Here is a 24,998-nt window from a genome sequence, read left to right on the forward strand (position 1 = left end):
CCTGCCGGCGCGCCGGTCTGATTCCATGGCGCGCATTCTCTATGGCGTGCACGGGACCGGCCGGGGCCACGCGATCCGCGCCTTGACCTTGGCGCAGCATTATTCCCAGCACGACTTCCTGTTCGTCTGTCACGGAGAAGCAGCGCGCCTGCTCGGGAGCCAATTCCTGGTGTTCGAGTGTCCCAATCCGGTCACGCCCGTGGGCTCGCATCGGGTCGATGCTCCGGCGGCGTTGCTGCGTACCGCCACGACACTCAGCAATGGCGCGCACTGGCGCCGCCGGGTCGAGCAGGCGGCCGAGGCCTTCGCCCCGGACTTTGCCATGACTGACTACGAGTTCTTCGTGCCGAGGGTGGCGCGCAGGATGGGAGTGGCCTGCCTGTCGCTCGACAACCAGCATGTCATCACCATGGGACGGATCGCATGCCCTCTGGGCCAAATGTCGAGCTGGCTAGCGACGGCGGCGGCGGTCCGGCTTCTGTTCAGTTCGGCGGACCAGTACCTCGTCTGCAACTTTTTCGACGTTCCCGCGCGGGCGGCGAGCCCCTGGCTTCGACAACTGCCGCCGCTGCTGCGGCGCGACGTCGTTGCGCGCCGGCCGACGGCGGGTGACCACGTCGTCGCCTATCAGGGCTATCCGACGTTCCCGGCCTTCGTCGAGCATCTCGCCACGCTTGATCGGCCGGTCCGTGTCTACGGCCTGGGCGAGCGCTGCAGCCTGGGCCGCGTCGTCTTCAGGGCATTCGACGAGCAATCGTTTCTCGATGATTTGGCGTCCTGCGCCTTCGTTGTCTGCGGCGGTGGCCATACGCTCATCTCCGAGGCGCTGCATCTCGGCAAGCCGGTGCTGTCGATTCCGGTCAGCGGCGCCTTCGAGCAGTTTCTCAACGCGTACTATCTGGAGCGGCTCGGTTACGGCATGCGTGCCGATCTGGCGACTTTCTCGTCGCGGATCCTGCGCGAATTCGAGGTGCGGCTGGAGAGCTACCGCGATCGGATCGGTTGCGGAGATTTCTGCGGCAACGATGCGGCCTTTGCCGCGATCGATGCGTTCATCGACGGCCGTTGGCGCCGCTCCCCGCGCTCCGGGCCTCGAGCACGGACTTGAACAGCGTTTCATAGGCTTCGACCACGCGATCCGAGCCGTATTGCGACAGCGCGCGGATCGCGCCCCTCGCGGCAACGCGGGCCCGTTCCTCGGGATGGGCGACGACATGGCCGATGATCTCGGCGAGAGCGTCGGGATTGCCGGGCGGCACCAGCCAGCCGTCGACGCCGGAGGTGATCAGGCTGCGAAGCCCGTCGACCGGCGAGGTAATGACCGGTTTGCCCATGGCCATGGCCTCGAGGACTGCGAGCGGCAGGCCCTCGAAATAAGTCGGATGAACGAAGATATCCATCGCGGCGATCCAGTCGCGAACGTCGCCGCGGTCACCGGCGAAGACCACGCGATCGGCGATGCCGAGCGCGCGCGCCTGCTCCGTGAGTTGCGCGCGATCAGGTCCGTCGCCGACCAGCCAGAGGCAAATGTCCGAACCAGCCAGCTTTGCGAACGCTTCGAGGAGATCGGGGTGGGCCTTCTGTGGGTGCAACCGTGCGACCATGCCGAGGATGGTGGCGGCGCCGCCGCCATGGTCCCGGCGCAGGGCGGATGCTGCAACGGAACGGTCACGGTCGTCCGCATCGACCCCGTTCGGAATGACCTGAACCTGGTCGCGCCGGACACCTTCATGCGCGAGCGAGAAGGGGACGATTTCGGCGCTCTGGAAGGCTACGCGGTCGGCCCAGGCCGCGGTCTTGCGATCGAACCACAATTGCAGCCGTGGCTTGTCCGCGTAGCGGGCGGTCACGGTCGAGACGATCGGGGCGATGCCGGCGACGCGGGCGGCGGTGCGTCCGATCAGATCGCCCCACGGGAGTTCGGTGTGGACGAGATCCGGCCGGCGCCGCCGCAATTCCGCGGCGAGGTGCCAAAGGCCGATCAGGCCGTACAGGCGCGGCCGCCCGATGATCTCGACGCTGGCTCCGGCGGCGCGCATGGCAGCAACGACCTCTTCGTTGAATATCTCGTTGAGGCAAATGATGTGCTGGATGTGGCCGCGCGCCGTGAGGCCGGCCACCACGCTCCGCAGCATGGTTTGAGCTCCGCCGCGATCGAGATTATCGAGGATATGAACGATCTTCATCGCAACGGGGCTCCCACGCGTAGTGCCGCGTCCTTCAGGCCGTTGCGATACAATGTCGCGTAGGCATCCGCCATGCCATCCAGTGAGAAATGCTTGCGAACGTGCCGCAAGCCTGCCTGGCCGATGTCGGCTGCCCGGGCGGGATCCGCCAGGATATCCATCATGCAGCGTGCAAGAGCGTCGGCGTCGCCCGGCCTGACCATCCAACCGGTCTTGCCGTGGATCACCAGTTCGCGGATGGCGTCGACGTCGGAAGCGACCACCGGTCGGCTCGCGGCCATGGCTTCCATCAGCGCATTGGGCATGCCTTCCCACAACGAGGGAAGCGCGAAGAGATCGACGGCGGCGAGGATGTCGCGCACATCGCGCCGGGTGCCCGCGAAGCGGACGGACGCCGTTATACCAAGTTCGCCAGCTTCGCGCTCCAACGCCGCTCGACACTCACCGTCGCCGACGAGCCACAGAACCGCGCCGGGGTAGCGCTCGCGAACGAGACGGAAGGCGCGCAACAGATATTTTTGTCCCTTGGACGGATGGAGGCGGGCGACGGTCGCGAGCACGGTCGCTTCCGGGGATGTCTGCAGTTCCCTGCGCACGTCGCCGGGTGGCCGGCGCGCCGTCGTGATCGAAACGCCATTGGGAATGTAGACGACCTGGCCTGCGCGTATGCCCTCGTGGCGGATCGCAAACGGCACCGCCTCGCGGTCATTGAAGACGACCGCCCTGGCCAGATGTGCGGTGCGGCGATCAAGCCACCTCTGCCAGCTTGGCTTGTCGACGTTCCGGCCGCGGATGGTGGAAAAGATCGCCGGTACCCCCGTCAGCCATGCCAGCGAGCGGCCGATCATGTCGGAGGTCGGCAGCGCCGTCTGCACGACCTGGGCCGGCCAGGTCCGGAGTTCCTGCGTCAGGCGCAGCAGTCCGGGTCCTGCCCACAGGCGGCCTTCGCCGATGATTTGAACTTCGGCGTAAGGCGCCAGACGTTCAAGGATTTCGGGATGCGCAATCGCACGCATGCCGTAGACGCGCACCGCGAAACCGCGCGCGGCCAGTGCCGGCACCAGAAGAGTCAGCCAGTTCTGGGTCCCGCCGACCCCAAGATCGTCGATGAAAATCGCGAGATTGATGAGCTTCTGCATTGCGGCTCAGTGAGTCTACGCTTCGTGACGATAGTACCGCGTCGGCCGGTCAGGGCATCCACACGGCATTGTCCGAAACGGTCATTGCTGCGAACCTTGACCGTATTCGGCCGTGGCCCGCAAGAGCGTCGCGAAATGTGGATGGCCGGGGGCGTTTTCAGGACATGCTCGCCAAGATAGTATAGTTTTCGTATGTCGAGTGTTGGCGGTAAGGGGCGGCTGCCGGCATTACGGCTTCGGGGACTGTGGTGAGAACGATTCCTAGGAAGGACCGTCCTCCCGAGTGGAACTGCTGCCAGGGGCGAAGCGTGGTAGTTGGGGTCATTGACAGATATCTGACACGGCAGATTTTGCTCGCTTCGGTAGTCGCCGTCGCGGTTGTCGTCGGACCGGTGATCCTGATCTCTCTGATCAGCCATCTGGGCGAAGACGCGCTTTATACCAGCTTGGTGTGGCCCGCGCTCGCCAGCACCGGGCCGATGATCCTCTTCCATGTCCTCCCGGCGTTGGTTGCGATCGCGATCGTCTGGTCCTACGGCAGGTTTGCCGCAGATGGGATCTTGATTGTGATCTATTCGAGCGGTCGCTCGACCTTCGCTGCGCGGTTGCCCGGCTTTGCCGTCGCATTCGCCGCGGTGGTGCTTGGCTATTTGCTGACCTGTTGGGTCGTTCCGCTAACCTCAGGGCACCTCCACGACGTGCTGTTCTCGCTGCGGCGCGGGGTAAACCCGGCGCTGCTCAAGGTCGGCGTTTTCAATCAGTTCGATCATGGTCGCCAAGTCTTCTATTTCAGGAACTACATCAAGGGCAACGAGCTGGCCGATGTCTTCGTCCGGCAGGCGATGTCCGACGACGAGGAGCGGGTCTACAAAGCGCGTTACGCGGTGTTCGAAAGGCAAGGGGACGAAAGCGGCATAGTGCTGCTCGACGGGACCGTTCAGAGCTTGCGGAGCGGACGGTCCGAGGTCAGGAGCGTCGCCTATACTCGCATATTCGTCCCGCTGAACGAATATGGCTTTGGAGGGGTCAAGCGTGACTATACGATCATCGACGAAGTGCCCCTGCAGGACTTCCTCGACGGCCGCTCCAAGGCCATGGCCGATCCGGGGACGGCGCGCGAATGGATTCATGAGGCTCTCAACCGCCTGGGAATCCCGCTTCTCGCACTCCTCCATACCTGGCTCGGCCTCGAACTGCTTCCCGTCTGGCGCAGCCTCGGCGATCGCCGAGGGCCGCGTGCCTGGCTCGTCTGCGCCGCGATCGGGGCGCTGCATTTCTTCATGGTGCTCACCATCGAGCAGACGCTGGTGGACTTGCGGACGACATGGGCGGTCGGCGGGCTCCTTCTGGCCGAGCTGGCGCTGGCACTCATCCTCGCCCTCAGGCGCCGCGGCGGGGCGATGGCCGCACCGTCCGCCGCGCCTGCCGTTTCGATGCGGCTCGGAATGACCGGCGTGCCGGCACTGCACGCCGGACTAGCTTTGTGGGACGGGGGCGCCGCCGCTCTCGTCAATGGACCGCACGATGAATTGTCGAACGCGATCGCGCCGCCATGTCCTTGACGGTTAGTTCGGATGACTCATCGGATTACTTAGACGGATCGGCTTATGGATAACGGTGGAAACGGAATATTGGCGCGTGCAGATCGCCTCGGCAACTCGCTGGAGAGGTTGGCCGATTCGCGAACCAACCCGCTGAGCATTGTCGTCGATGATGTCGTGGACACCGTCACCGCTGTGGTCGCAGGCCGCCGAACCTTGATGTTCGGTACCAACAGCTATCTTGGGCTCAACTTCAATCCGGCGTGCATCGAGGCTTCGGTCGAGGCAGCGCGACATTACGGGACGGGCTCCACGGCTTCTCGGGTCGCTGCAGGCAATCACCGTCTCCACGTGATGCTCGAGGAGGACATCGCGACCCTCTATGGTCGGCGCGATGCGGTGATCTTCAGCACGGGGTTCATGGCCAATCTGGGCGTGATTTCGGCGCTCGCCCGCAAGGGCGACATGATCTTCGTCGATGCCCATTGCCACGCCAGCATATTCGATGCCTGTCGATTGAGTGGCGCCCAGGTGGAGAGCTTCGCTCACAATGACCGCAGCGATCTCGATAGCCGATTTGCACGCAGCAACGTTCCCGGACCGCAGACGTTGGTGATCTGCGAGGGGCTCTACAGCGTTCGAGGCGACCTTGGCGAGCTCAAGGGCCTGACGACCGTCGCGCGGCGCCATGGAGCGGTGGTCATCGTCGACGAGGCCCATTCGCTCGGCATCTACGGGCGCTACGGCCGCGGCATCGCCGAACATCTCGGCGTCGAAGCCAATGTCGACGTAATCGTAGGCACCTTCAGCAAGAGCCTTGGCGGAATCGGTGGTTACGCCGTGAGCGATTCGAGCGCGTTGCGCGCGCTGCGCTTCATGAGCAGGCCGTATCTCTACACCGCATCGCTCCCACCTCCGATCGTGGCGGCGGCGCGGCGGGCGCTTCACCTGATCGGCGCGGAACCGAAATTGCGAGACGACCTCTGGCGCAACGCGCGAGCCATGCATGACGGCCTCGCCAGGATCGGCGTCCGGCCTTGCGCGGACCCTGGCCCCGTGGGGAGCATCCGGATGCCCGGGTTGGCCGCCGGCTATGAATTCTGGAAGGCGCTGCTCGACCGCGGCATCTACGTCAATCTGCTGGTGCCGCCAGCGACACCCGACGGAGACGTGGTGTTGCGCTTCAGCGTCTCCGCTGCCCACACGCCGGACCAGATCCGGGCGGCGGTCAACGCCGTGGCCGAGGTGTCGAAGTTGGTGAAGCTGGCGTGATTGGAAGATGATGCTGGCGCCGCACGGCGTCGCGGCTTCGGATCGGGCTTGATGGGACGACGACGGTCGGGAAGTCATGGCAAAGACGAGCAGCCTGGGGATACTAACTGCGGCGCGCTACGCGCGACGAGTCCTTCCGCATCCATGGATCGCAACCAAGCTGATCCAGATGGAAGCAGACAAGCGGATTTTCAGCAAGTTCCGGATCAGTCGTACGGAAGGCGAGGCCGGTAGGATTCGTCAGGCGAGCTTCCGTCTGACCGACCGCTGCAATCTGCGCTGCCATACCTGCGGCCAGTGGGGCGACAATGGCTATCTGCTCAACTCCAGCCTCCGGAATCTGAAGGAGCGCGAGATCCCGACCGGTCGCTATCTCGAGTTGCTGCACGACCTCGTCGACCATGGTCATGGTCCGCTGGTCTATTTCTGGGGCGGCGAGCCGATGCTCTATGACGGCATCCTCGACCTGATCGAGGGGGCTACCGAACTCGGGCTGCCGGTGAGCATCGCGACCAACGGTACGCGGGTGGCTGCCTCCGCCGAACGGCTGGCCAAGGCGCCGCTCTTCCTGTTGCAGGTGTCGGTCGACGGTCATCGCGCTGACCTGCACAATGCGCTGCGACCGGCCGCGGGGGGCGGCGGCGACAATTTCCACGAGCTTTGCCGCGGGCTGGATGCGGTCGCCGAGGCACGGGCGAAGCATGGCCGCGGGCTGCCCTTCATCGCCGCCTTGACCGTGATTTCGCAGGCCAACTGCAAGCATCTGGTCGACATCTACGATGCCTTTCGGGACAAGGTCGATCTTTTTGTCTTCTATCTGTCCTGGTGGATCGACCAAGGTAACGCGGAGGCGCACGAGAAGGATTTCTTCCGCCGCTTCGGCTTCTATCCGACCCGCCATCGCGGCTGGGTCGGAAGCTGGAAGCCCAGCAGCACGGAGGCGCTGGACGATCAGCTACGGGCGGTGATGGAACGATCGTCCGGCTGGTCATCGCCCGCGGTCGCGTTGATTCCGCCGATCTCCGGCTCGGACAAGCTGACGACGTATTACACCGACCATCAGGAGCACTTCGGCTATGACGAATGTGCGGCGATCTTCCAGGCGGTCGAGATCAACAGCAACGGCGATGTCTCGCCGTGCCGCGACTACCACGACTACGTCGTCGGCAACGTCAAGACGTCGACGATCACGGAATTATGGAATTCCGAGCCATACAGGCAGTTTCGGGCGAGCATCGGTCGCGACGGGCTCATGCCGGTCTGCGCCCGCTGTTGCGGTCTGATGGGGTACTGAGCGGCGGCGGTCGGCAGGAGCGGGAGGGAGTTCATGGCAGCGACACGATGCAACGTCCTCCTCGTCTATCCTCGCTTCGATCTGACGTCGTTCTGGAGCCTGACGACGACCTGCCGGATCGCGGGCAAGCGGCGCATGGAGCCGCCGCTCGGCCTGATCACCGTCGCGGCGATGCTGCCGAAGGAATGGTCGGTCCGCCTCATCGACCGCAATGCGGAGGAGGTCGGCGAATCCGATCTCGCCTGGGCCGACATGGTCATGACGGGCGGCATGATCCCGCAGCGAGCCGATACGCTGCGCCTGATCGAACTCGGTCAGTCCCGCGGCAAGCCGGTCGTCGTCGGCGGGCCGGACATCACCTCCAGTCCGGATGCCTACAGTCATGCGGACTTTCGCATGCCGGGTGAGGTCGAAGCGACGATGGCCGCTTTCATAGAGTCCTGGAATGCGGGCGAGCGCCGCGGGCTGTTCGAGGCGGAGAAATTCACCGTCGATGTGACCAGGAGTCCGCCCCCGCGTTTCGACCTTCTCAAGCTCGACCACTATCTGGCTTTGTCCGTCCAGTTTTCGCGGGGTTGTCCGTTCATCTGCGAGTTCTGCGACATCATCGAGCTCTACGGACGGGTGCCGCGCGCGAAGACCGTCGAACAGCTGCTCGGGGAGCTGGAGAGCCTCTACCGGCTCGGTTATCGCGGCCATGTCGATTTCGTCGACGACAATCTGATCGGCAACAAGAAGGCGGTGAAACAGTTTCTGCCGCATCTATGCGCCTGGCAAAAAGCGCACGGCTATCCCTTCACGTTCAGCACGCAGGCCTCGATCAACCTCGCCGACGACGATGTCCTGCTGCACCTGATGCGCGACGCCAATTTCGGGGCGGTCTTCATTGGGATCGAAAGCCCCAACGAGGACGCGCTGCTGTCCGCCCAGAAGAAGCAGAATACGCGGCGCAATCTCGCCGACTGCATCCACAAGGTCTACCGTGCCGGAATGTTCGTGACCGCAGGTTTCGTGGTTGGGTTCGACGACGAACGCGAGCGGATCGCCGACGAGATGGTCTCCTGCATCGAAACGGCCGGGCTGCCGATCTGTATGGTCGGCCTGCTGACCGCGCTGCCGCAGACCCAGCTCTCGCGACGACTCGAACGCGAGGGGCGGCTGAACCCTGAGGTCGATTTCAGCTTCGTCAGCAGCGCCGATGGCGGCGATCAATGCACCGAGGGCCTCAATTTCCGAACCGCCCGGGCGCGGCGCGACGTGTTGGGCGACTACCGCTCGATATTGGAACGGGTCAATCGGCCTGCGGCCTTCTTCGGGCGGATCCGGGCGGTCGCCCGCCTGCTGGTCCCGGCTCGCATCAATGCCTCGGTGCCCTGGCGGGTGGTTTTGAACGATGCGGCGACGGTCATACGCCTGCTCTGGTTCCTGGCCGCGCGGCGGCCGGAACTCCTGGGCGGATTCCTTGCGACCATCGCCGAATGCGCAATCCGCAATCCGAGGGCGCTCAAACAGGTGGTCTCGCTATTTCTGCTCTACCTCCATGTCGGGCCGTTCTCCAAAGAGGTGATCGCAAGCCTGAACCGGCAGATCGGATCAATCGATGCCGGCCTTGCGCGGCGGCATGAACCGCCGGCGGCGATCGGTCAGGCGCCGGTCCGATCGGGCCTCTGATCAGGTGGTCTTGGCGGGAACGTCGAACGGCAGTCCGGCCCAGGTCACGCGGCGGTCGACCAGCGCCTTCAGCCACATTACGGGAATGAGGACTTCCCGGCACAATCCAGAGAGTGGGGACATCCAGGACCAGCCCCAGCCTTTAGCCGCGAAGAAGATGACGTCGAGCAAGACCCAGCCGAGCAGGGTCGCGCCCGCCATCAGCCACCATGGCATTCCGAAGGCTGTAGCGCCCACGGCACCGCACAGGGCCGTGAAAGCGCCGCTGACCAGCGGTTCGGCGCAGAAGGCCAGCGGCGCCTGGATTCGACGAATGACCATCCAGCGCTGGTGGCGGTCCCAGACTTCGCTGAACGGCCGCCGGCCGATCGGCTGATGGATCTCCTTGGCGGCGAACACCGTTCGCAAGCCGAGGCGTGCCAGCCCTTGCGACAGCGCGTGATCGTCGCCGAAGGCCGAAGCCATCAATCCGATGCCGCCCGCCCGCGCCAGATCTCGGCGGTCGAACAGCATGACCTTGCCGAAGCCGACGTCTGCGCCGGCGACGGACAGTGCCAGCGTCAGCGGAGCGGCCTGCCCATTGAGGAATGCCCGCTCGAGTTCGGCGGCGAATCCGGTCGGGGCGACGGCAACTGGGATCGCGCAGACGAGGCCGACGCCGGCGGTCAGGTTCGTCATCAGATCGGCGAGTTGGTCGGGGCTCAGGAGAATGTTCGAATCCTTGATCAGGATCAGGTCGTGCTGCGCCGCTGCGATCGCCGGCGCGAGATTGCTGACTTTCGGGTTCGGAGTGATGCGCTCGTTTCCGGTCAGGATCCGCGCGCCGACCGCCGGGAATTGCGCAGCGACCTGCCGGGCGATCTCGATCATCGGCGAGCGGTCTTCCGCGGCCGAGACCAGAACCTCGCTTTGCGGATAGACTTGCGCGAAGGCGGATGCGAAGGCCGCTTCGGCGTCGAATTCCAGCCGGCGGATTGGGATCACGATCGAGACCGGTGGTCGATCATGTCGCGTAGCCAATTTGCGCCGTAAGCGAGGGTGCGCCAATGCGGCAGAGATGGTCGTGATGCGAAGAGCGCAGGAGATCGCCCACCATGCAGCTGCGGCGACTGGGAGCATCGAGAGCGCGTCCATCGCCGGCGCCTGTCACTCGTTGTAGAGTTCGGTGCGCTCGGGCACGTCGACATGGACTGCGGCGAACGCAAGGTCGGTCAAGCGCCGCGGCAACAGGCGGGTCAAATGCAGACCGAAGGCCAGCAGGCGGGGGAATGCGATGACCGCATCGCCGCGCTCCAGCCGCCGCCGTATGATGGCGGCCGCACGGTCGGCGCTCATGATGAGGGGCTTCGGACAGACGGTGTCGCGGTTGAGTGCCGTGTCGACGAATCCAGGCGCAATGGTGCTGATGGTGACGCCCTGGGCGGCAAGAGTAGGACGAAGCGACTCGGCATAGGCGTGAAGGCCGGCCTTGCTGGCGCTGTATGCCGGACAGGAGGGCAGGCCGCGCAAGGCGCCGATCGACCCGATGACGGCGATCGTCCCGCGCCCGCGCATGCACATCCGCTCCGCCAGGGGATCGATGGTGTTGATGGCGCCGATCAGGTTGATTGCGATCACGTTGCGCACGACGGCCGGATCTTCCCGCAGCCGGCCGATGCCGAGCCCAGCGGCGACCCCGGCGCCGGCGATCGCAAGCCCGATCGGGGCGGCGTCGTCGATGGCGCGGATCCATCCCGCCATTCGATTGCGATCCCGGACATCGATCGACGCGGTCGAGACGGCTGCGCCTTTGGCCCGGCACAGTGCTGCCGTTTCTTCCAGGCGGCCCTCGTCCCGGCCGGACAGCGCCATGTGAATGCCTGGCGCGGCATAGCTCATCGCGAGCGCGCGGCCGATGCCGCTGCTGGCTCCGGTGATGACGATCGAGCGGGGGGCGGACATGATGTGCGATCCTCAGCCGTCGTGGCGCGCCGCGATTTCAGCGACGCATGCTGCGTACCCCGCATCGGTCGAGACGATGACGCGCAGGATCAACTGCTCGGCGCGACCGCTACCCGGCACGTCCGATGGCATTCGCACAACACGGCCAGAGAAGAGCAGGCGGCTGCCAACTGGAACGGGCAACAGGAAATTGCCATGGATGCGATTGATCCGCAGTGCCGGTATCCAGTCGCGGAGCGCGCCTTCGATCTGCCCCATCGCCAGCATGCCGTGGATAATCAGGCCGTCGAGACCTGCGGCGCGAGCCGTCGCGGGATCGCTGTGGAGCGGATTGTCGTCGAGCGATGCCGCCGCATAGCTCTCGGTCTGCGCGATGTCGATCGGCCCGGTCTCGATCACCGGAAAGCTCGAGTCCGGCATCGGGCGCGAACGGAGTGCTGCGTCGCGTGCTGCGTCGGGACGAAACGTGCGCAACAGCGTGTCGAGCGTTGTGACGATTCTCCCTTCGGAATCGCACACGGTCCCGCGCAAGAGCGTCCGGTCCGTTGGGGTCCGCTCGCGACGGGCTTCGACTGCGAAGCCGTAGTCGCGATCGGCGCCGAGGCCTTCATGATAGGTGAAGGTCTGCGATTGCTGCACGACGATTTCATCGGTGAGCCCGAGCCTGCCGATCACGGTTGGTCGGATTGCGGGAAGGCTGAGCCAGCGGATCGGAAAGGCAAACGGTACGGGGCCGAAGCCGCGCCGCAGCCCCAGCGCGGACACGAAGGCAGCGACGTCCGCCGTGTCCGTGCGGACCGCAATCGGACCGATGCTGATCTGGTCCTGCGCGCTGCCCGGCCCGCTCACATCAGATCCCTCAGGGTCAATCCGCCCGCGCGACGGCGAGGCATGCGTTGACGCCTCCGAAGGCGAAGGAGTTCGAGATGGCGACGCGGATCGGCATCGCGCGCGCCGCGTTGGCGACCGGGTCGATGCCGCATTTCGCATCGGCACCAAGCCAGTTGATGGTCGGCGGCGCAACGTTGTCGCGCATCGCCATGATGGTGATCGCCAGCTCGATCGCCCCGCCGGCGCCCAGTGCGTGGCCGTGGATCGGCTTTGTGGACGACACTGCGAGGCGTGGCAGCCGTTCGCTGAACACGCGCTGCAGCGCCTCGGCCTCGGCGATATCGTTGGCGACGGTGCCGGTGCCATGGGCGTTGACATAGTCGATATCGCCGGGCGTCAGCCCGGCGTCGGCGATGGCCTGTTCCATCGCGGACCGAGCGCCATTGGGGTCGGGACGAACGATGTCGAAAGCATCGCTCGACGTGCCATAGCCGACGATCTCGGCCAGCGGTTCGACGTTGCGTCGGCGCGCGGTCTCGAGTTTTTCGATCACCATGATGGCGGCGCCCTCGCCGAGCACCATGCCGTTGCGGCCCGTGGAGAAGGGCCGACAGGCATCCGGGGTCAGCACTCGCAGCAATTCCCAGGTGCGGATATTCAGCGCGGTCATCGACGATTCGCTGCCGCCAACGATCGCCCGCTCCACCGCGCCGGACCGGACCAGCGAGGTACCTATTCCGATCGCCTGGGCCGATGAGGCGCAGGCGCTTGTGATGGTGAAGGTCGGGCCGGTGCAGCCGTAGCGTATGCTCAGGTGCGAGGTGGCGGCGCTGCTCATGATGCGCGGAATGGCCAGCGGATTGAGACGGGACTTCGTCGCGTAGGCGCTGTAGCACTGCTCGTCGATGGTGGTGATGCCGCCGACGCCGGTTCCGAGAATCACGGCGGTCGTCGGACCCTGGCGCTCCTCGCGCGCAAGGCCAGCCTGGGACAGGGCTTCGTCCGCAGCGACGATGGCAAGCTGCGCGTATCGGTCGCAGAACGGCAGAACCTTGGCCTCGACATAGCTCTCCGGGGCGAAGGATTTGATCTGCGCTGCGAGCTTGATCTGGTTCGAGCCCGGGCGCTCGAATTCGAGCGGTCGCACGGCGCTCTGTCCGTCGCGGGCTGCCCGCCAGAGGGCGTCAATGCCCTTGCCGGTCGCGCAAGCCGCGCCCATGCCAGTGACGACGACGCGAGGGCGCGACACGTCAGCTGCGCTCCACCAGAATGCGGGCTTCGATCTGTTGCACGAATCCGCTCAGGTCCTTGACGTCAGCGATGCCGCCGTCGATCGGCACATAGACGCCGAACTTCTCCTCGATCGCCATCAGGATCATGACGACGTCGATGGATTGGATCTCGAGACTCTCCAGCGTCGCATCGGGGGTCGTCTTGGCCGGGTCGATCTTCCCTTCGCTGATGATGACTTCAAGGATCTGGTCGGCCAGGGAGGCGGTAAGAGCGGCCTTTTCCACATTCGATTGAGTCAATCGTGCCTCCGATCGCGTGTCCGGTTGTGCTGCCTGGTTGCAGCAATTTCAAGTCAGTCTACAATGCTCTTCTCGTAGACTCCATAGGTGTGCGATTGTCGCAATCCGATCCGCGTCAGGGATTGCGCCAGAGGGTTGTCGTCGAGAACCCACCCGGCTATTGCCCGGTCGATGCCCAGCGTCGATCCGCGCTTCCAGAGCTCCTCGACCATGACGGCCGCAATCGCCGCGCGGAGAGCGCTGCTGCGGTATTTCGAGGCCATGCCGAGCAGCACAATTCTGAAGGAACGATATTTTGCGCGTCTGATGCGGATCAACAGCTTGAGCCAGCCGACGAGGCTCGGGGCAGGCCCGAGCCCGGCGGCGACATCGAACAAATTGGGAATCGCCAGCATGAAGGCTGCGGGCTCGCCATCGACCTCGATGAAGAATCCAGCGTCGGAAAACAGCATCGGCTTGAACTGGGCAGTCAGTGCGTGAACATCGGACTGCGTGGTCGGGGTGAAGCCCCAATTGTCCTGCCAACCATCATTGAAGATCTGCCTCGCCAGCTCCATGTCGGCCTCGAGGGCGTCGAGGTGAATGTCGCGCGTGGTGATGCCGGCGTGACGTCGCATGGAGGAGAATCGTTCGAAACGACTCTCGGTGCCGACGTCCATTCTATTGTACTGGAAGCAGAGCAACGATCGGACGAGCGCGTATCCGGCGTCGCGAACGCGACCATCGAGATAGTCGGGATGCCATGGGAACAGCGTCATCGGCGGCTCCTGTTGCCCTTCCAGGAGGAGGCCAGATTCGCCATTGATCGACAGCAGGAATGGTCCCCGAGCCACCTTGCGCCGCTGCTGACGCAGCCAAGCCTCCGCGGCCACGAACAGCGCGTTGACGACGTCGCCGTCGTCGATCGCGTCGAGACAGCCGAACAGTCCGATGTCGGCCGCCTCCGGCCCGACGGCAGCATGATCGATCTGGGCTGAGATGCGTCCCTGCGGCCGACCATTCCGCATGGCGATCCAATAGGCTGCCTGCCCGTGCGTGAAGAATGAGTTGTGGCGGGGATCGAGCATCTGCCGCCGTTCGTAGTCGAGCGGAGCGACGAAACCCGGCATCCCGTTGTAGATCACTCGCGGCAGGACGATGAAATCGTGCAGTTGCGCGCGGGTGTGGACCTGCTCGACCGTCAGCGGCGACGAGGTCGTGCGGCGATGCACCACGGCGGAAGAGGAGTGGCTGTTCCCGCCGATTGCGGTCATGTGCGGTCTCGGGGCAAGGCAGCGGGAGGGGGGCTGCCGTGGCGGTCGGGCCCTTCAGCGCCACCGCCGAGGAACCAAAGCCACTGGGCCGCGGTTCGAGCCGTATTATAATGTGCGCGCATCTGGGCATGTCCCTGACGCGCAACGCGATCCAGCTGCACATCGTCGTTCCAGATCTGCCGAATCGCGTCGCGCCATTGATCCGCGGTCTGCGCCGACGGCACGCCGCAGATCTCGCTGAAGGCGACAACATCCGGCGACCGGGCGTCGCCGATGGCCGGACATCCCCGGGCGAACAGGCCACGCATGCGGCCGGCAGACTTGAGATAAGAATCGGGAACTGACGGCCGCGCCGGGACGATGCCCAGCCGGGCCTGGGCTGCCAGCGCGCACAGCGCTTTGGGCGACCAGGCGGCGTAGCGGACTGGCAGTGCGCCCCACTGTTCGCTCCGGTCCGGAAGGTTCGTGAGGATGACGAGTTCGGCATCGGTGTCGCGGCCGAGCGAAGCGAGCGCGTCCTTCAGGGCGACGAGACCATCGAGGCTTTCCCGCGTGCCATGCCACAACAAGAGTGGCGGCCGTTGCGACGGTGCCGCAGCGTCGAGCGCGGCGCCGCCGCTTTCGATGAGATCGATCGTTTCGGTCTCCTCGATGAACCAGGCGCGGGGATGGGCAGTCCCTAAGAACGATGCGAATACCGGAGAGGAAACCGAGACGACATGAGCGAAGCGGTCGAGATCCGCCCAGACCCGGTCCGCGTCGTCGGGCTGCAGCAGGACGGTACGATGCGGTGAGCACAGGCCACGCGGCGGGACGGCCTTGAGGCAGAGCAGCCAATCCACCGGCGCGGCGGGGAGGTATCCGGCATCGATTTGCCAAGGCAGGCCGAGAGCTGCGACTTGACGGCGCAACTCCGGTACGACCCGATCGACATGGATGGCGGTACTGGGCCACGGATTGGGTGTCCAGAAGTGAATGCGGAGTGGCGCGCGGAGCGGGTCGGGCGGCGGTTCCTCCGGGACAGCCACGAACTGGCCCTTCGTCCGTCCGCCGTGATGCGCCGCCAGCATTTGCCGAAAGCGAAGCTTGGCTGGCAGAAGCGGCGCCCAGCGGGGCAATGTGTTGTCCCAGATCAAGAAAGAATACCGGTACGAACTGTATTCAACGATTCTGTTGTTCTTCTCTACCGTTCTTCGCCCCGGATTGATAGATATCGGACCTCTTCAAGGTTGCAATTGCCAGAGCCTGCTCGTTGATATTTGATGGCATGGCCTTCGTCCGCAGTCTGCGCAGATGCCATCACCCGCCATCAAAGTCGAGAACGTCTCCAAAGCCTACACGGTCTGGTCGTCGCCGGCGGCGCGCCTACATGGGCCGCTGCTCGGGCGACTTGGCCAACTGCCGTTCCTGCCGGCCGCGGCGCGAGATACCTGCGAGCGATTGTCGCATGGCGCCGTTCGCAACTACTACGCCCTGCATGACGTCTCGCTCGAGGTGCGGCGCGGCGCCAGTGTCGGTATCATCGGCCGCAATGGTTCAGGCAAGAGCACGCTCTTGCAGCTGCTCGCTGGGACGCTGACGCCGAGTCAGGGCGAGATCGCCGTCGTCGGCAGCATTGCCGCCATGCTCGAGCTTGGCAGCGGCTTCGATCCGGACTTTTCGGGGCGTGAGAACGTCTATCTGAATGCGGCCATCCGCGGTATGAGCCGGCGGCAGACCGACGCGAAATTCGACGAAATCGCCGCGTTTGCGGACATCGGCGATTTCATCGACCAACCGACCAAGACCTATTCCAGCGGCATGATCGTCCGTCTGGCGTTCGCCACCTCCGCCTGTCTCAAGCCGGAGGTGCTGCTGGTCGACGAGGCGCTGAGCGTCGGCGACATCTTCTTCCAGCAGAAATGCATCCGCCACATGAGGGAGGCGATGGCTGATGTCACCAAGGTCTTCGTCACGCACGACCTCCAGGCGATTCGCAGCGTGACCGAATACGCCTATGTGCTCGACCGAGGCGAAATCGTCTTCGCCGGAAACTCAAGGGATGCAGTCGATTTCTACATCAGGATGTCGCACCGCGTCTCCGACGGGCGCGACCGTTCCGTGGCGGACGCCGGCTCCGCGGCGCTCGGCAGGCGCTCTGCGCCGGGCGCGGACATGGACGCGGACAGGTTCAAGCGGCTGCCATGGATTGATCTCAAATCGTCGCAATTGAGCGGGGCGGGGGACGTTCTGATCAGGCGGGTCGCCGTCACCAAACCTGATCTTGCTCCGGCCGGTACGGTTCAGGCGGGGGACCGGATCAGCGTCGACCTGTTGTTGGGGTGCGCCGCAACGAAGACGCACGTGATCGTCGGCTATCTGCTCAGCGACCGTCTCGGCAATCAGATCTGCGGCGAGAACAGTTGTAGCCTCGCCCGCGGCCTCGTCGCACTCGATCCCGGCGAACACCTGGTGCGGCTCGAATTCGTCTGGCCGGAAATCCAGCCGGGCGACTACACCCTCACGGTCGGCATTGGCGAGGGGACGGATCCGCTGCGGCACGTCGTCCAATGCTGGGCTCATAGCGTCGTCAAGCTCAACGCCATCAGTCCTGGTCGGGCGATCCACGGCATCTTCAACAACCCCATAACGAAGCTCGACATCGCGCCGCTTGGCGGTTCCGCGGCCCGGCCAGCCCCCGGTTCGGCAGCGCCTCCATCAATCCGGTGGCGTATGGCCGAGCCCGCGCGCTCCGCCGACCTGTCGCAGCAACCAGCCTGGGTCGTCAGCGAACCAGCTTACGAGTCGGATGTCCTGAACCCCCAGCTCGCGATATCCCCCTGGCAGGGGCACCGCGACTTCGCGTACGACCTGGTCGGCTTTGCGCGGCCGCGCCTGATCGTCGAACTCGGCGTTCACTACGGCTGCTCCTATTTTGCCTTCTGCCAGGCGGTCAAAGATCGCGATCTGCCGAGCCGGGTCGTCGGCATCGATACGTGGGAAGGCGACGAGCACTGCGGCCACTATGGCGGCGAAGCGTACGAGACGGTCGCGAAGACGATGGCCGCCTCGTTCGCCGACGATCGCTTTGTGCTGCATCGCGCCCGCTTCGACCAGGCGACGGAAGCGTTCGACGACGATTCGATCGATCTGCTGCATATCGACGGCCTGCACACCTATGACGCTGTTCGCAGCGATTTCACCACCTGGTTGCCGAAGCTTGCCCGGGACGGAATCATCCTGATGCACGACATTGCGTCGTCATCGGGTTACGAGTCCGCCCGCTTCTGGGCAGAGATCAAGCAGCGCCATCCGCACTTCGAATTCCTGAACCGGTGGGGGCTCGGCATCCTCTTTCCCAAGGGCGAGCGCTGGTACCGCGCCGGGCTCGCGGAAGGCGTGCCGGACAAGATCCGCGGCTATCTCTACCGCGGCGAATGGCTCGTCGACCGCTACCGCGCCTCCATCGACTTGCAATGGCAGAGGGGGCAGACCGACCGCTGGTGGCAGGAAAGCGAGAGATTCAAGCAGCGCGTCGGCGAGCTGGAAAGACGGCAGCCTTCCGGCTGGTTGCGTGCGTTCGGCATCGTTCGCCGCTCCGACGGTGATTGACGGGATGGATTGGGGATATCGGCAGATGGATGACACTGTTGCGGTGATCACGCGGACCAGGAACCGTCCGTTGCTGCTGCCGCGCGCCCTGGACAGCGTGTTGGGCCAGAGCTTCGAGGATTGGATTCACGTCGTGGTCAACGACGGCGGCGATCCTGCCACGGTCGACGGACTGATCGCCCAGCGCGCGGGCCGTTATGCTGGTCGTTGCCACGTCATCCACAACAATACATCGCGCGGCATGGAAGCCGCGTCAAATCAAGGCGTTGAAGCGTCATCCAGCCGCTATATCGTTATTCACGACGATGATGACGCGTGGCGACCGGACTTCCTCAGTAAGACTGTGGCCTATATGGAGGCGAATGCGACGTTTCCGAAACTGGCCGGCGTGATCACCCACACGGAGAGAGTCGTCGAAACCATAAGAGAGGACCGGATCGAGACCGTGCTCCGACACGATTTCAATTCCTGGGTGAAGGGGGTGCATCTGTTTCGCATGCTGGCGCAAAACATGTTCCCGCCGATCTCGTTCCTGTTCAGGAGAGATGCGCTGGCGAAGATCGGCCCCTTCCGGGAGGATCTTCCGGTTCTGGGTGACTGGGAATTTAATGTCCGATTCCTGCAATCCTTCGAGATCGGAGTGCTGTGCGAATGCCTGGCCTATTATCACCATCGTTTGCCGGCAGGCGCGGTCGAATACAGCAACTCGGTCGTCGATCAGAGCCACCAGCATGAGAACTACAGCGCCTTCCTCCGCAACGAATGGCTTCGTCAGGAACTGAATAGCGGCCGCACCGGGATCGGCACCCTGGCCAATATTTCGTGGCAGATGTTTCTATTGGAGGCGTGGCTTCGAAAACGGCGCCAGGACAAGGGTTTTCTTCACCGCGTTTTTCGTCGAAAAAAATACGATTGAGCATGCAAAGCTACATGGACGCGGAACTCCAATCCAGACTTGATGATGCCGACGTCGTTTCATTCGACGTCTTCGATACGTCGATTCTTCGCGCGTTGGCGGAGCCTGATGATCTCTTTCTGTTGATGGAGCCGGCCGTGCGCCGCAGGCTCGGCGCAGATTCAATACAGTTCGCGGCGGCGCGGCGCGATGCGGAGCGGTTGGCGCGCGAACGCGCCTGGCAAAACCAGCGTGCCCGGGAAGTCACGTTGGACGAAATCTACGGCACCCTTTCTGAGTCCCTGGCTATCGATTCGGATTTGGCTAGGGCCGTTGCGCAAATGGAAATCGAGGCGGAGCTCGATGTCTGCCGGCGCAATCCGTTCATTCATGATGCCTATCGCTGGTGCCGCGATCGCGGCAAGCCAATCGCCTTCATCTCCGATTCGTACCTTCCGGAGCAGGTGATCGCCGACCTGCTGCGGAATGCCGGCTACGACGGCTATGAAGCCTTGCTGGTTTCGTCGGTCTCGAAGAAGACAAAGTCAACCGGCGAGCTCCATGCCGAAGCGCGAGCGCGCCTGCCCGGTGAAGGTCAGCGCTGGCTGCACCTCGGCGACAACATCCGCGCGGACATCGAGATGGGACGGAAGCATGGAATGTCGACTTGGCATTACCGGCGCTGCATGGACGCGTATATGAGCTCTCACCGCGTCTCGAAGGTGTGGAAGACATCGGAGCCTGTATCTGCGGCAAGGTCGGTCGCGCAGGGGCTGATCGCCAACCGGATCACCCATGCAAGGCGGGACGCCGTGCCGGTCTCGCGCGAGGAGAGCTTTTGGGAGGATTTCGGCTATGTAACGGCCGGTCCGCTGTTTGTCGGCTTCACGGAATGGTTGATTGAGCAGGCTAAGGCGCGCCAGTTGGACGCCCTGTATTTCCTGGCCCGCGAAGGCCTCGTTATGCAGCAGGTCTATGACAAGCTGGCCGCCGCGGCAGATGGAGCGGTCAAAGAGACTCACTATCTTTATGGTTCGAGGCGTGCGCTTAACGTGGCGGCGATCAAGGACCTCAATGAGGATGTCATCCGGTTTCTGTCGGGTGGGACATCGGTGCTTACGGCGGCGCAATTCATCGAGCGCGCTGGCGTCGACTGGCGCAAACATCAGGGAGCTTTCGGTGCGGCTGGATTTAGCGGCCCCGACCACGAGGTCAAGACGGAAGCGGACTATGGACGCCTGCGACAATTGTTCCTCGGGCTTGCAGGACCGATCTGCGAGAACGCGCGCGAGGAACGTGAGGTTCTGCTGGACTATTTGAGCGCTTCCGGTCTGGTGGGGGGCCGCCGCGTTGGCCTGATCGACGTCGGTTGGCATGGTACGATGCAGCGGTCGATCACCGATATGCTGCGCGAGAGGGGGGATTGCCCGGAGATTACCGGACTCTATCTCGGCACATATGGGTTCGCGCACGAGATCGTTTTGCCCGACGAGAAATATCCCCACGACGCCTACCTTTTCCGGCGGGGCGAACCGGACGACTACCGCCGCCTGATCTGGGAGGGGGTCGAAGTCGTCGAATTGTTGTTTTCGGCGACGGAGGGCACGATCGTTCGTATGGAGCGCGACGCCGACGGCAACTATTTTCCGGTTAGGGCGTCCACCGATCTCGAGCCCTACAGGGTCGAGAGTATCGCGCGCATGCAACAAGGGGCGATGCAATTCGTCGACGATTATCTGGCGCTGAAGGTCCGGTTTCCGGACCTGGCCTTGTCCAAGGACGCGGCGGCGGCGCAATTGAAGCGCTTCCTGCAGTATCCGACCGAAGCGGAGGCGCGATATGTCGGCGATATCCCGCACGGAGAAGGATTCGGTGCCATATACGCGAGACGACTGCTGGCCTATCCGCACAGCCTGCGGATGCTGGCGCGACCGCAGTCGTTTCGATGGGTGCTCCGGCACGATTATTGGCATGCCGGCCGCAATCGTCGGGGCTCACCGGTGCAGCGCGCGGTCTATTGGCTTCTGACCCGGTAATCCCGCGGACGCCGACACCGGCGCGACCAGCCCGCCGGCGATGCCCTCCGCCTTGGTCCCAGGGTCATCGCCCGCTGTCCGCGCTCGTTCCATCAGCGCGAGATCGCGCGACGTCAACCCAAGGATCAGGAAGAACAGGATCACGCCCGCATATCCGAACCGATAATCCGGCACGACGATGAGGGGAAGCAGCATGACCTGATAGGCGATAGCCACGACCAGATAGGCCATCCACTCCGGTCGACGCCGATGCAGTTTCAGCCGCACTATGGCCGCCAGAAGGACGACGGCTCCGATCATCGGCAGCCAATGGCTGGAGAGCCATTGAGGCGCGGCATCGAGATAGGCATTCACCATTCCGTTCGCCTTCGGCCAAAAGAGGTGAATACGAGGATTTGAATCGATGCCGGGATGGTACGTCCAATGCCCGCGCAGGTACTTGCGCACGATGACGCTGCGGGTGTCGAGATATGCGAGCGGATAGGCAACAATGGCGCTCTCCCAGCGGCGACGCAGTTCTGCCAAGTCGTCGCCGACGACGAACCGCACCATTTCACTTTCGGGATTCGCCCATGCGATCGGAGACAGGCTGTCGCTCCAGTAGTGCCGCTGCAGCACAGCAAGATCGTTGGCGGGAAAGCTCGCAGGAGTCAGCAAAAGCTGATCGGTCCGGATCGAAATGCCGGCGAGGTCGAACAGAAAGATCCCGCCCTCGGCATGCCGGGCTTCAGGCTTGACGACTTTTGCGACGAACAGGCCTAGCGCGGCGGCGGTGAGGAGCAAGACCCCGGCGAAGCGGGCGGCGGGGAGCAATTTTCGTCCGGCCAGGACGTACTCGCCCCAAATGAACAGCGGCAGCAGAAGAACGGTCTCCGGGCGTATCGATGGCGCGAGCGCAATCAGGGTTGCGCGCGTATGGACGAGCCTGGCCGGCGCGGCCGCTGAGGACATCGCGAAGGTCGCGACGAATAGCGCGGCCACCCAGGTGTCCTTCGAAACTGCGGCGAGGTAACCGAGCACGGGCGGGAACAGCGCGAAGCCGAACGCGGCCAGCAACGCCGCCGGCGACGAAAGGCCATGGGCGCGTAAGGTGAGGACGACCGCGTAAACGATCGCGAAGACGATCAGCGTGGTATGCACCGCGACCAGGGCCGGAGAGGCGCCGATCATTCTCCACAGCCAGGCCACGAGAGGAGCGTGCCAGTCGTGAAGGGGGGCGCCGAGTGCCTGGCCATAGAGGTCGAGCGCATCGGCATTCATCCGTCCGGGAAACGAGGGCAGCGCGATCAGAGCGGACCCGACTAAGGTCAAGAGCGCCAGAGCCCACGGCGGAAAGCGATCCTGATGCCCGGTTGTCATGAGCGCTGTGCCTGAGAAGATGCGGAGTCGTCGCTGTCGGTGCGGAATCCGGCTATTTGCTTGCACTCGCTTGGCGCTACTGTCAAACTTGTTAATACCTATAGTTTCGCATCGGGTGGTGACGTAACATGGCGGCCATGCAGCAATCGCGCGATCATTTTTCCTGGCCGCAACTGCTGTTGCCGTGGGAAATCGTGCGCAGACTGGTCGCGCACGGTACGCTGCTTCGGCAGTTCACCTTGCGGGATATTCTGGCGCGCTACCGCGGCTCGTATCTGGGCGTTATCTGGTCGCTGTTGCGGCCGCTGGGTATGCTGACGGTCTATGTGGTCGTCTTTGGCTTCATCCTGCAGCCGCAACTCGGCGGTGGCGCGGGCAAGCTGGACTTCGTGCTCTCGATGTTCTGCGGGCTGATCCTATTCGATTTCTTCGCCGAGGCGGTCGGACGCTCGCCCGCTCTGATCGTCTCGAAACCTAACTTCGTCACCAAGGTGGTTTTCCCGCTGGAGATCCTGTCGCTGTCGGCCGTGGCGGCCGCGCTCGTGCAGATGATCGTCAGCTTCGTCCCATTCTTCTGCGGCGTCCTGCTGGCGCACGGTACGGTTCCGGCTACGGCGGCGCTGCTTCCGCTCGTGGTCGCGCCATTGATCTGCTTTGCATTGGGCTTTAGCTGGCTGCTGTCCAGTCTCGGCGTGTTTGTCAGGGATCTCAACGCGATGGTGCCATTGTTGCTGACAGTGCTCATGTTTGCCAGCGCGATCTTCTATTCGCTGAGCAGTGTCCCCTCGGAATTCCGATGGCTGTTCGATCTCAATCCGATTGCCGCGCTGGTCGATGATGCGCGCAAGGTCGCCGTGCTGGGGCTTGCGCCGGAATGGGGGAGGCTGGGCGCGATGTTCGCCGCTGGCGTCGTTGTCGCTGTCGCTGGCTATGCTTTCTTCATGCGCACGAAGCGCGGCTTTGCCGACGTGGTCTGACGGCGTGCGGACGCGATGAACAGCACAACGTGCGCTTCGGCCGGGGCGATGAAAGCGCCCACACCGTTCCGATTGGCAATTCTGTTCGACGATGCCGACGCGGCATCGCTGGCGCGAGCCGCTACCTTGCGCGACGGCTTCGATCCCACTTGGTTTGCGCCGGAACTCTGGCCGGCCGGACTCACGCGGTTCTCCGGCCTGATGCGGCTGGCTTGGCAGTTGCGTGGCCGTCGGCCCGCGGCTCTCTACGCGCCGTCGTCGCGCGGTGCGAACTGGGGCGCCATTTTGGGCGTCCTGTTCGGCATTCCCGTCGTGACGGACAGTCCCCGACCCGGCATTGCACGCCTCGCGCGGCTGGTTCGCGGCCGCTATGCCGCTGTGGGCTTGGATGCAGCGGCGTCTTCAGCCAAGACATCTTCAGCCATGACGTTGGCGCTGCCTGCCATCGAGGGCGTCGAGCATATCCTGCGTGAGGTCCTGCAGATGGGATCGTCGTGGACGACGACGGGCGACGGGCGGCTGCCGATCGAGTTGGCGCTGGGCACCGGGTCCGGCGGGTCGGCGATGGCCGACCGGGTCGAGGAGCGTGGCGTCAGTCGTCCCGACCGCTCGGTGCGCCTCGTCGGCCGGCCGACCTTGACGGTGTTCCTCCCAGAGCGACGGATCGCGACCGGAACGGCGATCGTCATCTGTCCGGGCGGCGGCTATGCCGGCGTCACCATCGATAAGGAAGGTCATGACGTGGCGCGCTGGCTGGCTGCGCGGGGCATTGCCGGCCTTGTCCTGAAATATCGGCTGCCGCAATCGGATCGGGGGGGCGCCGCCCCGCCTTTGCCGATGGCCGATCTCGACGAAGCGCTGGCGGTAACGCGCGCCCATGCGACGGTGTGGGGGATCCGCTCGGATCGGATCGGCGCCATGGGCTTCTCGGCCGGCGGGCATATGGTGGCATGGGCCTCGCGGTCGGCGGGATCGCCGGCCTTTGCCATCCTGGTCTACCCCGTAATCTCAATGGATCGGGCCATTACCCATGCTGGATCACGCAAGGCCCTGCTCGGGAAGTCTCCATCCGATGCCATGGCCGGACGTTACTCCTTTGAGCGGGCCGTCACGCCAGACGTCTGTCCGACATTTGTCGTTCACGCTCGGGACGACACCGTCGCCAAGCCAGAGAATAGCTTCGTCTACCTTGAGGCGCTGCGCGCCGCGACCGTGCCTGTGGAGGCCATGATCTGTGATCACGGCGGCCATGGCTTTGGCCTTGGAATTCATGGCGGCGAGGTCGCAAACTGGCCGGATCGCTGCCTTGCATGGATCGCCACGACGACTGCAGCACGTTGGAAGCCTTCACCCGAATGAGCGGGATTGAGCAAGCCGGTCGACCACAACGACAGCCCATGGTATCGGTCGAAAGGTGTCGTGTCGATATTTGATCGCAGTGGTTGAGGTTGCGGCGCGGGAAGGTTGCGGCTGAAGAAAG

General features: G+C 64.2%; 20 protein-coding genes and 1 pseudogene. 11 read left to right on the top strand and 10 right to left on the bottom strand.

The features are described 5' to 3' along the window. Positions 1–25: 25 nt before the first annotated feature. Complete coding sequence (locus tag QX071_RS15900; protein ID WP_316172002.1) at positions 26–1,108, top strand: glycosyltransferase family protein; 1,083 nt, start codon at positions 26–28, stop codon at positions 1,106–1,108. Here the strand turns inward: QX071_RS15900 and QX071_RS15905 are convergent. Together QX071_RS15905 and QX071_RS15910 are read right to left on the bottom strand one after the other, a co-directional pair. Then, entirely contained in the window at positions 1,053–2,186 is a 1,134-nt protein-coding gene (locus QX071_RS15905) for a glycosyltransferase (protein WP_315729192.1), read from the bottom strand. The genes QX071_RS15900 and QX071_RS15905 overlap by 56 nt on opposite strands. Beyond that, the gene (locus QX071_RS15910) at positions 2,183–3,325 is read right to left on the bottom strand and encodes a glycosyltransferase (protein ID WP_315703658.1); all 1,143 of its coding nucleotides are present in this window, start codon (positions 3,323–3,325) and stop codon (positions 2,183–2,185) included. The genes QX071_RS15905 and QX071_RS15910 overlap by 4 nt, the downstream gene beginning before the upstream one ends. A 308-nt stretch (positions 3,326–3,633) precedes the next feature. On the opposite strand from QX071_RS15910, the gene QX071_RS15915 reads away from it, so the two are divergent. The 4 genes from QX071_RS15915 to QX071_RS15930 all read left to right on the top strand — a co-directional run bounded on the left by QX071_RS15915 (position 3,634) and on the right by QX071_RS15930 (position 9,103). Then, a complete protein-coding gene (locus QX071_RS15915) occupies positions 3,634–4,887 on the top strand; it encodes an LptF/LptG family permease (RefSeq protein WP_315703659.1) in 1,254 nt (417 codons plus the stop codon). A 45-nt stretch (positions 4,888–4,932) separates the two neighbouring features. Then, positions 4,933–6,138 (top strand): pyridoxal phosphate-dependent aminotransferase family protein, encoded by a 1,206-nt coding sequence (locus QX071_RS15920; protein ID WP_315703660.1) that lies wholly within the window; start codon positions 4,933–4,935, stop codon positions 6,136–6,138. Positions 6,139–6,214: 76 nt separating this feature from the next. After that, positions 6,215–7,432 carry a radical SAM protein gene (locus QX071_RS15925; RefSeq protein ID WP_315703661.1) on the top strand — a complete coding sequence of 406 codons (1,218 nt, stop codon included), beginning with the start codon at positions 6,215–6,217 and terminating at the stop codon, positions 7,430–7,432. 33 nt (positions 7,433–7,465) lie between these two features. Further along, on the top strand, positions 7,466–9,103 hold the full coding sequence (locus tag QX071_RS15930) for a B12-binding domain-containing radical SAM protein (RefSeq protein ID WP_315703662.1): 1,638 nt from the start codon (positions 7,466–7,468) through the stop codon (positions 9,101–9,103). Here QX071_RS15930 and QX071_RS15935 read toward each other — a convergent pair whose 3' ends face one another. The 7 genes from QX071_RS15935 to QX071_RS15965 all read right to left on the bottom strand — a co-directional run bounded on the left by QX071_RS15935 (position 9,104) and on the right by QX071_RS15965 (position 15,730). Then, positions 9,104–10,087: a glycosyltransferase family 21 protein gene (locus tag QX071_RS15935; RefSeq protein WP_409977504.1), complete on the bottom strand. Its 984-nt coding sequence runs from the start codon at positions 10,085–10,087 to the stop codon at positions 9,104–9,106. Between the two features lie 162 nt (positions 10,088–10,249). Then, a complete protein-coding gene (locus tag QX071_RS15940; RefSeq protein WP_315703664.1) occupies positions 10,250–11,044 on the bottom strand; it encodes an SDR family NAD(P)-dependent oxidoreductase in 795 nt (264 codons plus the stop codon). 12 nt (positions 11,045–11,056) lie between these two features. Further along, a complete protein-coding gene (locus tag QX071_RS15945) occupies positions 11,057–11,893 on the bottom strand; it encodes a MaoC family dehydratase (protein ID WP_316171998.1) in 837 nt (278 codons plus the stop codon). 16 nt (positions 11,894–11,909) lie between these two features. Further along, on the bottom strand, positions 11,910–13,124 hold the full coding sequence (locus QX071_RS15950) for a beta-ketoacyl-[acyl-carrier-protein] synthase family protein (RefSeq protein WP_315703666.1): 1,215 nt from the start codon (positions 13,122–13,124) through the stop codon (positions 11,910–11,912). A 1-nt stretch (position 13,125) separates the two neighbouring features. Further along, positions 13,126–13,407, bottom strand: coding sequence for an acyl carrier protein (locus tag QX071_RS15955; RefSeq protein WP_315703667.1), 282 nt, complete (start codon positions 13,405–13,407; stop codon positions 13,126–13,128). A gap of 53 nt (positions 13,408–13,460) precedes the next feature. Further along, complete coding sequence (locus QX071_RS15960; protein ID WP_315768898.1) at positions 13,461–14,660, bottom strand: hypothetical protein; 1,200 nt, start codon at positions 14,658–14,660, stop codon at positions 13,461–13,463. After that, a complete protein-coding gene (locus tag QX071_RS15965; RefSeq protein ID WP_316171996.1) occupies positions 14,657–15,730 on the bottom strand; it encodes a hypothetical protein in 1,074 nt (357 codons plus the stop codon). Before QX071_RS15965 ends, QX071_RS15960 begins: the two co-directional genes overlap by 4 nt. 223 nt (positions 15,731–15,953) lie before the next feature. Here QX071_RS15965 and QX071_RS34070 point away from each other — a divergent pair. From QX071_RS34070 to QX071_RS15985, 4 genes and pseudogenes are all read left to right on the top strand, one after another. After that, a pseudogene (locus tag QX071_RS34070) lies at positions 15,954–16,472 on the top strand (ABC transporter ATP-binding protein); the annotation flags it as partial. A gap of 114 nt (positions 16,473–16,586) precedes the next feature. Continuing rightward, entirely contained in the window at positions 16,587–18,251 is a 1,665-nt protein-coding gene (locus QX071_RS15975; protein ID WP_316171994.1) for a class I SAM-dependent methyltransferase, read from the top strand. A gap of 25 nt (positions 18,252–18,276) precedes the next feature. After that, complete coding sequence (locus QX071_RS15980) at positions 18,277–19,167, top strand: glycosyltransferase family 2 protein (protein ID WP_315703671.1); 891 nt, start codon at positions 18,277–18,279, stop codon at positions 19,165–19,167. 2 nt (positions 19,168–19,169) lie between these two features. Then, positions 19,170–21,182: a hypothetical protein gene (locus QX071_RS15985; RefSeq protein ID WP_315703672.1), complete on the top strand. Its 2,013-nt coding sequence runs from the start codon at positions 19,170–19,172 to the stop codon at positions 21,180–21,182. Here QX071_RS15985 and QX071_RS15990 read toward each other — a convergent pair. Next, complete coding sequence (locus tag QX071_RS15990; protein WP_315768902.1) at positions 21,141–22,238, bottom strand: hypothetical protein; 1,098 nt, start codon at positions 22,236–22,238, stop codon at positions 21,141–21,143. The genes QX071_RS15985 and QX071_RS15990 overlap by 42 nt on opposite strands. 431 nt (positions 22,239–22,669) lie before the next feature. Here QX071_RS15990 and QX071_RS15995 point away from each other — a divergent pair, with 431 nt between their 5' ends. Together QX071_RS15995 and QX071_RS16000 are read left to right on the top strand one after the other, a co-directional pair. Then, positions 22,670–23,518 (top strand): ABC transporter permease, encoded by an 849-nt coding sequence (locus QX071_RS15995; RefSeq protein WP_315743438.1) that lies wholly within the window; start codon positions 22,670–22,672, stop codon positions 23,516–23,518. Positions 23,519–23,566: 48 nt separating this feature from the next. Next, positions 23,567–24,877, top strand: a complete 1,311-nt coding sequence (locus tag QX071_RS16000) for an alpha/beta hydrolase (protein WP_315729200.1) — start codon at positions 23,567–23,569, stop codon at positions 24,875–24,877. The last annotated feature ends 121 nt before the right edge of the window (positions 24,878–24,998 follow it).

This window comes from Bradyrhizobium sp. SZCCHNS1022 (genome assembly GCF_032484835.1).
In the GTDB taxonomy this organism is placed as follows: Bacteria; Pseudomonadota; Alphaproteobacteria; order Rhizobiales; family Xanthobacteraceae; genus Bradyrhizobium.

Excerpts from the sequence above, each read along its gene's own strand:
- QX071_RS15985 (WP_315703672.1), top strand. The coding sequence starts at position 19,170 with ATGCAAAGCTACATGGACGCGGAACTCCAATCCAGACTTGATGATGCC.
- QX071_RS15920 (WP_315703660.1), top strand. The coding sequence starts at position 4,933 with ATGGATAACGGTGGAAACGGAATATTGGCGCGTGCAGATCGCCTCGGC.
- QX071_RS15910 (WP_315703658.1), bottom strand. The coding sequence starts at position 3,325 with ATGCAGAAGCTCATCAATCTCGCGATTTTCATCGACGATCTTGGGGTC.
- QX071_RS15995 (WP_315743438.1), top strand. The coding sequence starts at position 22,670 with ATGGCGGCCATGCAGCAATCGCGCGATCATTTTTCCTGGCCGCAACTG.
- QX071_RS15965 (WP_316171996.1), bottom strand. The coding sequence starts at position 15,730 with ATGCTGGCGGCGCATCACGGCGGACGGACGAAGGGCCAGTTCGTGGCT.
- QX071_RS15900 (WP_316172002.1), top strand. The coding sequence starts at position 26 with ATGGCGCGCATTCTCTATGGCGTGCACGGGACCGGCCGGGGCCACGCG.
- QX071_RS15960 (WP_315768898.1), bottom strand. The coding sequence starts at position 14,660 with ATGACCGCAATCGGCGGGAACAGCCACTCCTCTTCCGCCGTGGTGCAT.
- QX071_RS15980 (WP_315703671.1), top strand. The coding sequence starts at position 18,277 with ATGGATGACACTGTTGCGGTGATCACGCGGACCAGGAACCGTCCGTTG.
- QX071_RS16000 (WP_315729200.1), top strand. The coding sequence starts at position 23,567 with ATGAAAGCGCCCACACCGTTCCGATTGGCAATTCTGTTCGACGATGCC.
- QX071_RS15925 (WP_315703661.1), top strand. The coding sequence starts at position 6,215 with ATGGCAAAGACGAGCAGCCTGGGGATACTAACTGCGGCGCGCTACGCG.
- QX071_RS15930 (WP_315703662.1), top strand. The coding sequence starts at position 7,466 with ATGGCAGCGACACGATGCAACGTCCTCCTCGTCTATCCTCGCTTCGAT.
- QX071_RS15940 (WP_315703664.1), bottom strand. The coding sequence starts at position 11,044 with ATGTCCGCCCCCCGCTCGATCGTCATCACCGGAGCCAGCAGCGGCATC.
- QX071_RS15905 (WP_315729192.1), bottom strand. The coding sequence starts at position 2,186 with ATGAAGATCGTTCATATCCTCGATAATCTCGATCGCGGCGGAGCTCAA.
- QX071_RS15975 (WP_316171994.1), top strand. The coding sequence starts at position 16,587 with ATGGCTGATGTCACCAAGGTCTTCGTCACGCACGACCTCCAGGCGATT.